This window comes from Cryobacterium sp. N21 (assembly GCF_002929575.1).
Lineage (GTDB): Bacteria > Actinomycetota > Actinomycetes > Actinomycetales > Microbacteriaceae > Cryobacterium > Cryobacterium flavum.
On record NZ_PJJQ01000034.1, the window covers coordinates 194,487 to 207,080 of the forward strand.

14 protein-coding genes are annotated in these 12,594 nt (G+C 64.9%); 7 read left to right on the forward strand and 7 right to left on the reverse strand.

The features are described from left to right. Positions 1-67: 67 nt before the first annotated feature. Together CXY77_RS13100 and ilvA are read left to right on the forward strand one after the other, a co-directional pair. Positions 68-1,492 carry an AI-2E family transporter gene (locus CXY77_RS13100; RefSeq protein WP_233197394.1) on the forward strand — a complete coding sequence of 475 codons (1,425 nt, stop codon included), beginning with the start codon at positions 68-70 and terminating at the stop codon, positions 1,490-1,492. A 3-nt stretch (positions 1,493-1,495) separates the two neighbouring features. Beyond that, the gene (gene ilvA, locus CXY77_RS13105) at positions 1,496-2,731 is read left to right on the forward strand and encodes a threonine ammonia-lyase (RefSeq protein ID WP_092340687.1); all 1,236 of its coding nucleotides are present in this window, start codon (positions 1,496-1,498) and stop codon (positions 2,729-2,731) included. 154 nt (positions 2,732-2,885) lie between these two features. Here ilvA and greA read toward each other — a convergent pair whose 3' ends face one another. After that, entirely contained in the window at positions 2,886-3,377 is a 492-nt protein-coding gene (gene greA, locus CXY77_RS13110) for a transcription elongation factor GreA (protein ID WP_092340688.1), read from the reverse strand. A 106-nt stretch (positions 3,378-3,483) separates the two neighbouring features. After that, positions 3,484-3,972, reverse strand: a complete 489-nt coding sequence (locus tag CXY77_RS13115) for a DUF4307 domain-containing protein (RefSeq protein ID WP_158252835.1) — start codon at positions 3,970-3,972, stop codon at positions 3,484-3,486. Positions 3,973-4,072: 100 nt separating this feature from the next. Between CXY77_RS13115 and mca the strand changes: the two genes are divergently transcribed. Both mca and CXY77_RS13125 read left to right on the forward strand, forming a co-directional pair. Further along, the gene (mca, locus tag CXY77_RS13120) at positions 4,073-4,921 is read left to right on the forward strand and encodes a mycothiol conjugate amidase Mca (RefSeq protein ID WP_104130303.1); all 849 of its coding nucleotides are present in this window, start codon (positions 4,073-4,075) and stop codon (positions 4,919-4,921) included. After that, on the forward strand, positions 4,918-5,181 hold the full coding sequence (locus tag CXY77_RS13125) for a hypothetical protein (RefSeq protein ID WP_092340690.1): 264 nt from the start codon (positions 4,918-4,920) through the stop codon (positions 5,179-5,181). The genes mca and CXY77_RS13125 overlap by 4 nt, the downstream gene beginning before the upstream one ends. A gap of 6 nt (positions 5,182-5,187) precedes the next feature. Here the strand turns inward: CXY77_RS13125 and CXY77_RS13130 are convergent, their stop codons facing one another. Further along, positions 5,188-5,889 carry a hemolysin III family protein gene (locus CXY77_RS13130; protein ID WP_092340691.1) on the reverse strand — a complete coding sequence of 234 codons (702 nt, stop codon included), beginning with the start codon at positions 5,887-5,889 and terminating at the stop codon, positions 5,188-5,190. Positions 5,890-5,958: 69 nt separating this feature from the next. Here CXY77_RS13130 and CXY77_RS13135 point away from each other — a divergent pair, with 69 nt between their 5' ends. From CXY77_RS13135 to CXY77_RS13145, 3 genes are all read left to right on the forward strand, one after another. Further along, the gene (locus tag CXY77_RS13135) at positions 5,959-6,744 is read left to right on the forward strand and encodes an isoprenyl transferase (protein WP_233197395.1); all 786 of its coding nucleotides are present in this window, start codon (positions 5,959-5,961) and stop codon (positions 6,742-6,744) included. 61 nt (positions 6,745-6,805) lie between these two features. Next, entirely contained in the window at positions 6,806-7,927 is a 1,122-nt protein-coding gene (locus CXY77_RS13140) for an aminotransferase class V-fold PLP-dependent enzyme (protein WP_104130210.1), read from the forward strand. A gap of 217 nt (positions 7,928-8,144) precedes the next feature. Then, positions 8,145-9,494 (forward strand): PhoH family protein, encoded by a 1,350-nt coding sequence (locus CXY77_RS13145; RefSeq protein ID WP_369827294.1) that lies wholly within the window; start codon positions 8,145-8,147, stop codon positions 9,492-9,494. 53 nt (positions 9,495-9,547) lie between these two features. On the opposite strand, the gene CXY77_RS13150 is transcribed toward CXY77_RS13145, so the two are convergent. The 4 genes from CXY77_RS13150 to CXY77_RS13165 all read right to left on the reverse strand — a co-directional run bounded on the left by CXY77_RS13150 (position 9,548) and on the right by CXY77_RS13165 (position 12,589). Beyond that, positions 9,548-10,972: an aspartate ammonia-lyase gene (locus CXY77_RS13150; protein ID WP_092340694.1), complete on the reverse strand. Its 1,425-nt coding sequence runs from the start codon at positions 10,970-10,972 to the stop codon at positions 9,548-9,550. A 65-nt stretch (positions 10,973-11,037) separates the two neighbouring features. Further along, positions 11,038-11,688 (reverse strand): carbonic anhydrase, encoded by a 651-nt coding sequence (locus tag CXY77_RS13155; RefSeq protein ID WP_092340695.1) that lies wholly within the window; start codon positions 11,686-11,688, stop codon positions 11,038-11,040. Next, positions 11,685-12,338 carry a DUF4245 domain-containing protein gene (locus tag CXY77_RS13160; RefSeq protein WP_092340696.1) on the reverse strand — a complete coding sequence of 218 codons (654 nt, stop codon included), beginning with the start codon at positions 12,336-12,338 and terminating at the stop codon, positions 11,685-11,687. Before CXY77_RS13160 ends, CXY77_RS13155 begins: the two co-directional genes overlap by 4 nt. Further along, positions 12,335-12,589, reverse strand: a complete 255-nt coding sequence (locus CXY77_RS13165) for an exodeoxyribonuclease VII small subunit (protein ID WP_104089319.1) — start codon at positions 12,587-12,589, stop codon at positions 12,335-12,337. The genes CXY77_RS13160 and CXY77_RS13165 overlap by 4 nt, the downstream gene beginning before the upstream one ends. Positions 12,590-12,594: the final 5 nt, after the last annotated feature.

Consider the following 12,594-nt stretch of genomic DNA (forward strand, 5'->3'; position numbering starts at 1 on the left):
CAATCATCTGTTACGCCGCACGTGAGGATCGCGTCGTGAGGCCACGCAGCAGTCCTAGACTGGGCAAGTGAGTGAATCTACGGGCAATCCGGGGGCGCGCGCCCTGTTACGTCTGCGCCGCCGGCAGGGTCTTCAGCGAGCCCGTGCTGAGCGTGCACGGGCGAGCGCCGATCAGGCCGGTTCCGAACTCCTCCTCACCCCGGTTGAGGTGGTGACCCCGGCCCCCGTGCCCAACGGGGTTGACGAGAATCTGCCAGCCGGCATCCGCTTGGCTGGAGCGTGGTCCTGGCGCCTGATCATGATCGCCGCGGCTATCGCCATTCTGATTTTTCTCATCATTCAGCTACGGCTCATCATTATTCCGCTGCTGGTCGCGGTGCTGGTGTCCGCGCTGCTGGTTCCCCTCGTGGCCTTTCTGGTACGGCATCGGTGGCCCAAGGGGCTTGCCGTAGCCGTTGCGATGTTGGGCACGCTTGTGCTCGTCGCCGGCCTGGTCACTTTGGCTTCCACCCAGATCGCTGAGGGCACGGTCGGCTTGAGCGATCGCCTCACGGCAAGTTTCGACAACCTCAAGTCAGTGCTCGCGGCCTCACCCCTGCAATTGTCCGAACAGGAGATCAGCAGCTATCTGGATCAAGGGTGGAAAGCGATTCAAAACGACAGCGCCGTATTCATCAGCGGCGCCCTCTCGGTCGGTACCACCCTCGGGCATCTGCTCACCGGCCTGCTCCTGGCGCTGTTCAGCCTGCTGTTCATTCTCATCGACGGCAAGGCCATCTGGGCCTGGATCGTGCGATTCTTTCCCGTGCGTGCCCGTGCCGCCGTCGACGGCGCTGGCATCGCCGGCTGGACAACCCTCGGAAACTTCGCCAAGGTGCAAATTCTGGTGGCCTCCATCGACGCCGTTGGTATTGGTGTCGGTGCCGCTCTGCTCGGGGTTCCGATGGCCATCCCGATTGGTATTCTGGTGTTCCTTGGCTCCTTTATTCCCATCGTCGGTGCCGTGGCGACCGGCTCTGTCGCCATTATCATCGCCCTGATCTTCAACAATTGGGCTGTCGCCCTCGGCATGCTCGGAGTGGTTCTGCTCGTGCAGCAGGTTGAAGGCCACGTTCTGCAGCCGCTCATCATGGGAACGGCCGTGAAGGTGCATCCGCTTGCTGTCGTACTCGTGGTTGCTGCCGGTGCGTTGCTCGCCGGCATTCCGGGCGCCCTGTTCGCCGTACCGATAGCCGCCGTTTTGAACGCGATGACCAGTTACATTGCGGGTGGTACCTGGCGGTCGAGTCCGCCGACGGCGGTGCCTCCGACCGGATCGGTGCTGTGGCAGACAGTGCCGCAGAGCAGACCCGGCTACCGTTCAAGCGGTGCACCGGAACGCACCGCACGGGTGCGTCCGCGGAGCATCCGCACGGCTCGTGATGGCTCAGCCCGCAGCACCCCCTCAGATTTGAGCGCACCTCGCGCGCCGCAGGACAGTTCGGAGAACTAAGACATGCCAGAGACCACCCTCGTCGCACCCACCCTCGCTGAGTTCGAGGCGGCGCGCGCGGTTGTCGCCCAGGTCGCCGATGTGACACCGATGGAGAGCTCGCGGTACCTCGCCGACGTGCTGGGAGCGCCGGTGTACCTCAAGTGTGAGAACCTGCAACGAACCGGCTCCTACAAGATTCGCGGCGCCTACAATCGGCTGTCCAAACTGACCGACGAAGAGAAAGCCCGCGGCGTCGTCGCGGCCTCGGCCGGCAACCACGCCCAGGGCGTGGCCTTCGCTGCCCGTGAGCTGGGCATCAAAGCCACCATCTTCATGCCAGTCGGCGTCGCGCTGCCCAAGCTGTCGGCCACGCGGGACTACGGCGCCGAGGTCATCCTGCGCGGCACGACCGTGACCGAACCGCTGCTCGCCGCAGCCGAATATGCCCGCGAGACCGGGGCGATCCTCATCCCGCCGTTCGACCACGTGGATGTTGTCACCGGGCAGGGCACACTCGGCCTCGAAATCCTCGACCAGGTTCCCGACCTCGAGACGGTCATCGTTCCCATCGGCGGCGGCGGCCTGATCTCCGGGGTGGCCAGTGCGCTCAAGCAGCGCGCCGCACGCGATGGGCGCCGCATCCGCATCATCGGGGTGCAGGCGGAGAACGCCGCCGCCTACCCGCCCTCCCTCGAGGCCGGTGAAGCCACGATGATCAGCATCCTGCCGACCATCGCCGACGGCATCGCCGTCGCCAAACCGGGACTGCTCAACTTCGAGATCGTGCGCGACGCCGTCGACGAGATCGTCACCGTCAGCGAGGACGACACCGCCCGGGCGCTACTCGTGCTGCTCGAGCGCGCCAAGCTCGTCGTGGAACCGGCCGGAGCCGTGGCGGTTGCCGCCATCCTGGCCGGCAAGGTCACGCCCGCGGGGCCGACCGTCGCTATCCTCTCCGGCGGCAACATCGACCCGTTGCTGATGCAGCGGGTGATCAGCCACGGCCTCGCCGCGTCTGGCCGCTACCTCACGCTGCGCATCATGCTGCCGGACCGGCCTGGTCAGCTCGCGCGAATCTCCGAGCTGCTGGCCGAGGCCACCGCGAACGTCATCGAGGTACTGCACACCCGGCACGGCGTCGGCCTGCAGATCAGCGAGGTCGAGCTCGACGTCAGCGTCGAAACACGGGGGCCAGAGCACCGCCAGCACGTCGTCGACACCCTGCGCGCGGCCGGCTACGACCCGCAGATCGACTAGCCGCGCTTCCGGGTCCCCGTTACGGGCCCGGCCCCCGCGCATAACTCCTGCAATTTGTGACCGCTCCCCAACAGATGCCCGAAATTCCGGGCATCTTTTCTGCCCCGTCAGCAAATTGCAGGAGTTGTGGTGCTAAACCGACGGGTCGGGTCGGTCAGGCTCCGGTGAAGGTCTCCACGTTGGTGACGTGCACGGTGATTTCCTTGCCGTTTGGAGTGGTGTAGCTCGTCTTCGCGCCCACCTTTAGGCCGATGATGGCTGCGCCGAGCGGGCTCTGCTCGCTGAATACGTCGAGGTCACTGTTGGCGCCGATCTCGCGGCTGCCGATCAGAAAGCGGCTCTCGTCGCCGGCAATCGTGGCGGTGATAACGGTGCCGGGAACGACGATGCCGTTGCTTTCGGGGGCGTGGCCGACTTCAGCGGTGCGCAGCAGCACGGTGAGGGTGCGAATGCGCGCCTCCATCTTGCCCTGCTCTTCTTTGGCCGCGTGGTAGCCGGCGTTCTCCTTGAGGTCGCCCTCTTCGCGAGCAGATTCGATCTTCTTCGCGATGTCGCCCCGGCCGAAGTTGCTCAGTGTCGCCAGTTCCGCTGCGAGGCGGTCGTGGGCTTCCTGAGTTAGCCAGGTGACCGTTGTGTCGGTTGTCACGAGTGATCTCCTTTATTACGGTCGAATGTGACGCCCGAGCGCAGAAAAGCTCGGGGGTCGCGGATACAGCCGACGCCCCGACGATTGCCGGGGCGAGTACGTCAGTTTAGGTCAGCCAGCACTCGTAAATCAAACCCGTGTTGCTCAGGTCGGTGGTGCGTAAAATCTCGGTGAATGACCGGTTGTACAGCGTCGACGGCGGCAGATCTATGATCTTCCAGCCAACCACAGAATAGCTTTCGTTGAGGGCCTGCACCGCGCAACTCGCCGTGCGGTTCACTGGGAGCGACACCTCGAACGTCACGCTGACCGTGTGCTCATCGATGATGGTGTGCCCAATATCGCGTGCCTCGATTTGAGTGGATGCTCCATCCAGACCGGTCCACAGCACCCACGCTCCGAGTACCAGCACAAAAATACCGCCCAGAGCCCAGAGGATCCGTCGGTCGCGAAGCTTGCGATCGGGTGTACGCCCGTAGCGCGATTGGATCACGGCACTCTCGATCGGCGTGGGGGCCGACGTGTCGTCGGATTCGTCCAGGCGGTAGGGCTCGCGGCTCGGCTGAACTCCGGCAGGCGTGCTGTTTTGGGGCACTGGCGATTTCACACTTTCACGGGAGCGATTAGGCTGGTAACTAGGTTATCTGGCCTAAGGTTATCCGGCATTCTTGAGGAGTATGGTGACGCTGCGACTGATGGCTGTGCATGCCCATCCCGACGACGAGTCGAGCAAGGGCGCTGCAACGTATGCCTACTACCGCAGCCTTGGCGCCGAGGTGATGATCGTGAGTTGCACGGGCGGCGAGCGGGGCAGCATCCTGAACCCGGCCCTGAACGGCCATGCCATGGCTGAGCGCGATATCTCAGGTCTCCGCCGCCTCGAGATGCTGGGCGCGCAGCGTGCCCTCGGGGTGCAGCACCGCTGGCTCGGCTTCGAGGATTCCGGCATGAACGAGGACAAGTCGGTGCCGCCGAATTCGTTCGCTGATATTCCGCTGAAGTATTCGGCCGAACCCCTAGTCACGCTGGTGCGGGAGTTTCGTCCCCAGGTTCTGATCACCTACGACGAAAACGGCGGCTACCCGCACCCCGATCACATCCGTTGCCACGAGGTCTCCCTCGAAGCTTTTCGCGCGGCCGCTGCCCCCGACCGGTACCCGCAGTCGGGCGAGCCGTGGCAGATCGACAAGCTCTATTACGACCGCATTTTCAACCTCGAGCGCATCGATGCGATGTACCTGGCGCTCAGCGTCGCCGAGCCCGATTCTCCGCTGCTGGAACCGCTCGGGGCGGCTCGGGAACGCATGGAGAATTACCCGCAGCTGGCCACCACTCACGTGCCGGCAGGAGACTTCCTCGAAGCGCGCGACGAGGCCCTGCGCTCGCATGCGAGCCAGGTCGCCCCCGACAGCAGCTTCTTTTTCTGGCCGAACGATTTGGTACGCGAGGCCTGGCCGTACGAAGACTTCCAACTCGTCGAATCGAAAGTAGACACCGCAATGCCCGAATCTGATCTCTTCGCCGGAATTCCGGACAACGAATGATCTCCCTGTTGAACGTCGTACTCGCCGTCACACCGACCCCCGACCCCGATTTCGACCCGAACACTGTCACCCCCGGTGTCGTCGGGTTCATCGTCGTCTTCCTGATCGGAGCGGCGACCCTGCTGCTCGGTTTCGACCTGGTGCGTCGCATCCGCCGCACCACCTACCGCGCGGAAATCACCGCCCGGCTCGAAGCCGAAATCGCCGAGCGTGACGCCGACCAGAGCACACCGAAGACCCCGGGCGACAAGCCCGAATAACCAGCCTTACGGGTAGAGCGGATGCGTGGCGATCAACAGAATCGCCGCGAAATGACACAGGAACGCCACGACCGTCAGGGTGTGGAAGATCTCGTGAAATCCGAACACGCCCGGAACCGGGTTGGGCTTCTTCAGCCCGTAAACGACCGCTCCGACGGTGTAGCAGAGCCCGCCGATCAGAATGAGCGTCATCATGGTGGCGTTGGCCTGAAAAAAGTCCACGATGAACAACAGCGCGCCGTAACCGAGCACCAGGTAGAGCGGCACGTAGAGCCAGCGCGGCGCGTGGATCCAGAACACCCGAAAGATGATGCCGAGCCCGGCGCCGCCCCAGACCAGCCAGAGCAGCAGCGTGGCCTTCTCCGGCGGCAGCGCGAGCACGGTGATCGGCGTGTACGACCCGGCGATCAGCAAAAAAATGTTGGCGTGGTCGATGCGTTTGAGAATGATGCGGGTGCGCGGCTGCCAGGTGAAGCGGTGGTACAGCGCCGAATTGCCAAACAGCAGCATCGAGCTCAGCACGAACACGGCCGAGCTGATTTTGGCCGCCGACCCCTCAGCCAGCACCAGCAGCACGATTCCGGCCACGATCGTGACGGGAAAAGTTCCCGCGTGAATCCAGCCGCGCCAGGTCGGTTTCACATCCTCCGGATGGGCGTCAGCCGCCTCGATCAGCGGCAGATTGGGGATATCGTGCTCGGTGGCCATGCTGCAAGGATACGACAGGGCGAGCCCCGCGTGCCCCGAACGCCCGTCGGAGTGGACTAGCGTAACTGTGTGCAGAAACCCCAAATTCCCTCAGCGCGCGGCCTCCTCTACAGGCTGTATCAGCGCCGCCTGAGACGCGGACTGACGCCGGAGCATCTGCCCCGTCACGTGGCTATGATCATCGACGGCAACCGCCGCTGGGCCAGACAACTGGGGTTTCAGACGGCCGCACACGGTCACCGTGCCGGTGCCGCGAAGATGCGCGAATTTCTGGAATGGTGCGACGACCTCGGAGTTTCGGTCGTCACCCTGTACCTGCTCTCCTCCGACAACCTCACCCAGCGGCCCGCTGACGAACTCGCCGATCTAATCGAGATCATCGCCGATCTGGCCGAAGAGCTCTCGCACTATCGCGATTGGCGGGTGCAGCAGGTGGGGTCCAAAGCCGGCCTGCCCCTTCCGCTGGTCGCAGCCCTTGACGCAGCGGATTCCCGCACCAGCGACCGTAAGGGCCTGCACGTGAATCTCGCAGTCGGCTACGGCGGGCGCACGGAGATCACAGACGCGATGCGCAGCATCGTCGCCACCCACCACGCGCACGGTGGCACGCTGGAAGACCTCGCGGAGACGCTCACGCCCGAACTGATCGGCCAGCACCTGTATACCGGCGGTCAGCCCGACCCCGACCTCGTGATTCGCACCTCGGGTGAGCAGCGGCTGAGCGACTTCATGCTGTGGCAGAGCGCGCACAGCGAGTTCTACTTCGTCGAGGCGCTCGGGCCCGACCTGCGTGAGATCGATTTTCTTCGGGCATTGCGCGACTTTTCCCGCCGGCAGCGCCGGTTCGGCGGCTAGACCCGTTGGCGGGGTGAGACCAACGGGGGAGTATTCGTTTTCCAATTGATTGGACCCAAGCATGAATTCGCTCCCGAGCTTCACCGATGGCTTTCGTGATGAACCCGGCTACCTGAACTATGGCCGGGTCGGCCCGCTCTCCGACGCCGTCGTCGCCGAAACCCTCGGCCAGACCGAGGTGCTCTCGCGTGCCCGCTACGGCAGCCTCGACCACCTCGCCGAGCAGGATCTGCGTGCGCGCACCGCGGTATCCGCTCTCACCGGTTTCGCGCCTGAACAGGTCGTGCTGCAGCCCAACACCAGCTCGGGTCTGATGCAGGCCATGTTCGGTCTGACCGGTTCGGTGCTGTTATCAGCGGGGGACTTTCCCAGCGTGCCGTTCGCCGCAGTTCGGGCCGCTGAGTCCCTGCACGTGGTCACTCCGCTCTGGTTGCAGACCGAGCACGGCCGCGTCACTCCGGGGCAGATCCGCGACCAGCTCACCCCGGCCGTCGCCGCCGTTGCTGTGTGCCTCGTCGATTCCCGAACCGGCTATCGGGCCGACCTCGAGGGCATCCGTCAGGTCATCGGCGATCGCCTGCTCATCGTCGACGCTATCCAAGGCTTCGGCATCGTCGATGCCGCTTATGAGGCAGCGGATGTTGTCGCTTCCGGTGGACAGAAATGGACGCGGGCCGGCTGGGGCACCGGCTTTCTGGCCCTCAGCGAACGGGCGCTGGAACGACTCGTGCCGGTGTATTCGGGCTACGTCGGCACCGATACCGACGAGCCGTGGGACGAGGTGACCCCGCCGAGCCGCGCAGCCAGTGCCTTCCGGGTGACCAACGGCGACTCCATCGCGCAGGCCCGGTTCGCAGCGGCCCTCGAGCAGATCTCCGACGTCGGTGTCGACGTCATCCAGACCGCCATGAATGACAACGTCTCGCAGATCATCCAACTCGTCGACGAATTCGTCATCGAGATCGTCTCGCCCCGCGATGTTCGCGAACGGGCGGGCATCGTCGTACTCGAGCCGCCGGCTGAGCTGCTGACCACCCTCGTGGCCAGCCTGCACAACCACGGCATCACCGCGACCACCCGCGGCGCCACCGTGCGGCTCAGCGTGCACGCGGCCCTCGACCCTGACACGGTAACCATGCTGAGGGGTGCACTCACCGCCTACACGCTCGCCGCTACCTACTAGCATCGCCGCGGCCCAGACTCTGCGTCTGCCCCAACGTCAGGTGAACGTCAGATTTCGGTGGGCGTGTCGGGTTCCATTTTGCGCCGGTAAGTCGTAGCGTCACTTTTATCAGGTACGGCACCTGATCGAGACGGCCATATAAGTACGGCTCGAGAATTGCTTGATGGCCAGCTCGCCAAAGTGATCCGCGTCCTCGTGACGCAGGGTGGGAGTGGCTGTGACCGCTAATCGAACCGACCTTAATGCGACTGACCGGGTGGAAACATCCGCTTCGCAAACCGAGCGCACCTTTGTGTTGGACACCTCGGTGCTTCTGTCAGATCCGAAAGCGATTTTCCGCTTTGCCGAGCACGCCGTTGTCTTGCCCGTGGTGGTGATCAGCGAGCTGGAGTCCAAGCGCAACGACCCGGAGATCGGGTATTTCGCTCGGCAGGCGCTGCGTAACCTCGACGAGCTGAGGCTCAAGCACGAACGCCTCGACTTTCCGATTCCGGTTGGCGAGGGCGGCAGCCTGCGCGTGGAACTAAACCACTCGAACATGTCGGTGCTGCCGTCGGGCCTGCAATTGAACGACAACGATTCGCGCATTCTCGCCGTGGCCCTGAACCTGGCCAACGAAGGAATGACGGTGACCGTCGTCTCGAAGGACCTGCCGCTGCGGGTGAAGGCCGCATCCCTCGGCCTCGCTGCCGATGAATATCGGCACGAACTCGCGGTCGATTCCGGCTGGACCGGTATGGACGAGATCACCCTCAGCGCCGAGCAGATGAGCGTGCTCTACGACAAAGAGACGCTCGACTCGCGAACGGTGCAGGACCTGCCGATCAACACCGGGCTGGTCATCCACTCCGATCGCGGGTCGGCCCTCGGCCGGGTGACCAGTCGCGGCACGCTCAAGCTCGTGCGCGGCGACCGTGACGTCTTCGGGCTGCACGGACGGTCGGCCGAGCAACGACTGGCCATCGACCTGCTGCTCGACCCGGAGATCGGCATTCTGTCGCTTGGCGGACGAGCCGGAACCGGTAAGTCGGCGCTCGCTCTCTGCGCGGGCTTGGAGGCCGTGCTCGAGCGCCAGCAGTACCGCAAGATCATGGTGTTCCGGCCGCTGTACGCGGTCGGCGGGCAGGATCTCGGCTTTCTGCCCGGTGACCAGGGCGAGAAGATGGGGCCGTGGGCGCAGGCGGTATTCGACACGCTCGGCGCGATCGTCTCGGAGAACGTGGTCGAGGAGGTGATGGAGCGCGGCATCCTCGAGGTGCTGCCGCTCACTCACATTCGCGGTCGGTCCCTGCACGACGCCTTCGTGATCGTGGACGAGGCACAGTCGCTTGAACGCAACGTGCTGCTGACCGTGCTGAGCCGCATCGGTCAGAACTCGCGCGTGGTGCTCACCCACGACGTCGCCCAGCGCGACAATCTGCGGGTCGGCCGCTTCGATGGTGTGGCCAGCGTGATTGAAACGTTGAAGGGGCATCCGCTGTTTGCGCACATGACCCTGACCCGTTCGGAGCGCAGCGCGATCGCCGCCCTCGTGACCGAGATGCTGGAGGGCAACGAGGTCATGTAGCTGGTACGGCAAAGCGCCCGGTCCCTCGCGGGGCCGGGCGCTTTGTCGTGCTGTTACTTCTGCTGCGGGGGACGCGTCATGCTGAGCACGTCGAGGGCAGTGTCGAGCTCGGCGAGCGTCAGGTCACCTCGTTCGACGTGGCCCAGGGCGATGACGGCCTCACGCACGGTGAGTCCCTCAGCGACGGCCTTCTTGGCCACCTTGGCGGCGGCTTCGTAGCCGATGACCCGGTTGAGCGGGGTGACGATCGACGGCGACTTCTCGGCCAGCGCACGAGCGTGCTCGAGGTTGGCGACGAGGCCGTCGACGGTCTTGTCGGCCAGAACGCGGGTGGCGTTGGTCAGCAGGCGGATCGATTCGAGCAGGGCGGTTCCCATGACCGGGATACCGACGTTGAGCTCGAATGAGCCTGAAGCGCCGGACCAGGCGATGGTGGCATCGTTGCCGATGACGCGCGAGCAGACCATGAGCACGGCCTCCGGAATGACCGGGTTGACCTTGCCGGGCATGATCGACGAGCCGGGCTGCAGGTCGGGGATGTTGATCTCGCCGAAACCGGTGTTCGGGCCTGAGCCCATCCAGCGCAGGTCGTTGTTGATCTTGGTCAGTGAGACGGCGATGGTGCGCAGGGCTCCGGAAGCGTCGACGAGGCCGTCGCGGTTGGCCTGGGCCTCGAAGTGGTCACGCGCTTCGGTGATCGGCAGCTCGGTCTCCTGAACGAGCAGCTCGATGACCAGCTGCGGAAAACCGTAGGGCGTGTTGATGCCGGTACCGACCGCGGTTCCGCCGAGCGGAACCTCGGCGACGCGGGGGAGCGCTGTGCGAATGCGCTCGATGCCGAGGCGCATCTGGCGGGCATAGCCGCCGAATTCCTGGCCGAGGGTGACCGGAGTGGCATCCATCAGGTGGGTGCGTCCCGCCTTGACGGCCTCTTTCCACAGTTCAGCCTTGGACTCGAACGCGACCGCGAGGTGGTCGAGCGAGGGGATGAGCTCGTCGATCAGGGCGCTCGTGACGGCGATGTGCACCGAGGTGGGGAACACGTCGTTGGAGGACTGGCTCGCGTTGACGTGGTCGTTCGGGTGCACCGGGCGGCCGAGGGCGCGGGTCGCGAGGGTCGCGATGACCTCGTTCATGTTCATGTTCGAGCTGGTGCCGCTGCCGGTCTGGTAGACGTCGATCGGAAACTCGTTGTCGTACTGGCCGGTGATGACCTCGTCGGCGGCAGCGGCGATCGCGTCAGCAATGTCCTGCTCCAGCACGCCGAGCTGGGCGTTGGCGAGAGCTGCGGACTTCTTGATGCGAGCGAGAGCTGCGATCTGCGCGGACTCGAGCGTGGAACCCGAGATCGGGAAGTTCTCCACGGCTCGCTGTGTCTGGGCACCGTAGAGTGCGTGAGTTGGAACCCGGACCTCACCCATCGTGTCGTGTTCGATCCGGTAGCCGGCGTTTGCGGAGGTGTCCACCACTATGTGCATTCCCTTTCGGTGCTGTATGAGAGTCGTGCTGTGCGCAACGGGTGCGCGATTGTGAGGCGGCGGGTCTAAATGACGCCCACCACGATGTTGGGGTCGGCGTGCCCTTCGCGAAGAACGTAATTCGCACCGACGATAGCCAATGTACCTTCTGCGATGGCCGCGCTGATCAACTCGGACTGCTCGAGCATCTCGGTGACCGTGTCTTTGAGATGTTCCCGGCCCACGTGGCCGGCATCGACCAGCTGAGGGTCCAGAAAAGCGGATGCCGTCACCCCGCTCACGCGACGCACCGCCGGAACGATCTTTTCGATAACGTGATTGATGTGAACGGGCAGGGGCGGGGCATCCGTGCCTTGCGAATCGATGGCGGCGCGCACCGCACCACACTCGTCGTGGCCGAGCACCAGGATGAGTGGGACGTGCAGCACCGCGACGGCATATTCGAGCGAGCCGAGCACGGATTCGGAGATGATCTGGCCGGCGTTGCGCACGACGAACAGGTCGCCGAGGCCCTGGTCGAAGATGATTTCCGCGGCGAGTCGGGAGTCGCTGCAGCCGAACAGGGCGGCGTGCGGGGTCTGCTGGCCGACGAGCTCTGCCCGTCGGTCGACATCTTCGCGGTGCCGGGGGGTACCGGCGACGAAGCGCACGTTGCCCTCGCGCAGTTCGTTCCAGGCCTCAGCCGGTGACGGGGGAGTCGTCCAGGCGCGGTTCATTCGGCGGCGTTCTCTGCCACGTTGGGCGCCAGCGCGGTAGCGAGGGTCTCGAAGTCGCCGGTGGGTGCCGTGCCGATGAGCACGTAGGTGCTCGTGCCGGCGGTGGTGACGAGGGCGTAGTCGAAGTTGCCGCGATCGGCGGCAGCCGCGCTGTTGCGGTAAACGTCCCAGGTGACTCCGGCGATGCTGACCGTGTCGACGACGGGGGAGTCCGGCAGTTTCTGGGCGAGCCAGGTGGGGTTGGCGTCGAAGGCCTGGTTGAAGCCGATGTACTGGTTGTCGGGTGTGAGCAGCCCGATGTACCAGGAGGGTACCTGGCCGTTAGTGCCGGCCCGCCACTCGGCGTCGTTGGCGCTCCAGTCGCCCGGCAATACGGGGCTCGCGAGGGCGTGGTCCACGACGGGCTGCGTCTGGGCAGCGATGCTCGCGTAGTCGATGTCGCGAGTGATCGGGTTGTCATTGCGCGGCACCAGCAGCACGAGCACGAGCACAGCGCCCACGGTGACGAGCAGGGAGAGCACTAGATTGTTCACCGTCTTGTGCGAGCGGTACTTGCGCGAATTCTCGGCGAGCCGGTCGGCGGTCTCCTGCGGAGTCTCCGGCCGGCCGAGTTCGGCGACAACGCGCGGCGGTTTAGGGGCGCGGCTCATCTGGCGGTCGCGGTGTCTTCGCTGGCGGGCGCCGTCGCTGCCAGACGGGCGGCATCCAGTCTGGCTTTGGCGCCGATCAGCCATTCTTCGCAGCGGCGGGCGAGGGCTTCGCCGCGTTCCCACAGTGCGAGCGACTGCTCGAGGGTGCTCGAGCCCTGTTCGAGCTCGTTCACCACGCGGATGAGCTCATCGCGGGCCTGTTCGTAGCTGAGTTCACTGGTGTCTGCGGCGGGCGAGGTCATGGCATCCATTCTAA

Excerpts from the sequence above, each read along its gene's own strand:
- ilvA (WP_092340687.1), top strand. The coding sequence starts at position 1,496 with ATGCCAGAGACCACCCTCGTCGCACCCACCCTCGCTGAGTTCGAGGCG.
- mca (WP_104130303.1), top strand. The coding sequence starts at position 4,073 with ATGGCTGTGCATGCCCATCCCGACGACGAGTCGAGCAAGGGCGCTGCA.
- CXY77_RS13125 (WP_092340690.1), top strand. The coding sequence starts at position 4,918 with ATGATCTCCCTGTTGAACGTCGTACTCGCCGTCACACCGACCCCCGAC.
- CXY77_RS13130 (WP_092340691.1), bottom strand. The coding sequence starts at position 5,889 with ATGGCCACCGAGCACGATATCCCCAATCTGCCGCTGATCGAGGCGGCT.
- CXY77_RS13140 (WP_104130210.1), top strand. The coding sequence starts at position 6,806 with ATGAATTCGCTCCCGAGCTTCACCGATGGCTTTCGTGATGAACCCGGC.
- CXY77_RS13150 (WP_092340694.1), bottom strand. The coding sequence starts at position 10,972 with ATGCACATAGTGGTGGACACCTCCGCAAACGCCGGCTACCGGATCGAA.
- CXY77_RS13155 (WP_092340695.1), bottom strand. The coding sequence starts at position 11,688 with ATGAACCGCGCCTGGACGACTCCCCCGTCACCGGCTGAGGCCTGGAAC.
- CXY77_RS13160 (WP_092340696.1), bottom strand. The coding sequence starts at position 12,338 with ATGAGCCGCGCCCCTAAACCGCCGCGCGTTGTCGCCGAACTCGGCCGG.
- CXY77_RS13165 (WP_104089319.1), bottom strand. The coding sequence starts at position 12,589 with ATGGATGCCATGACCTCGCCCGCCGCAGACACCAGTGAACTCAGCTAC.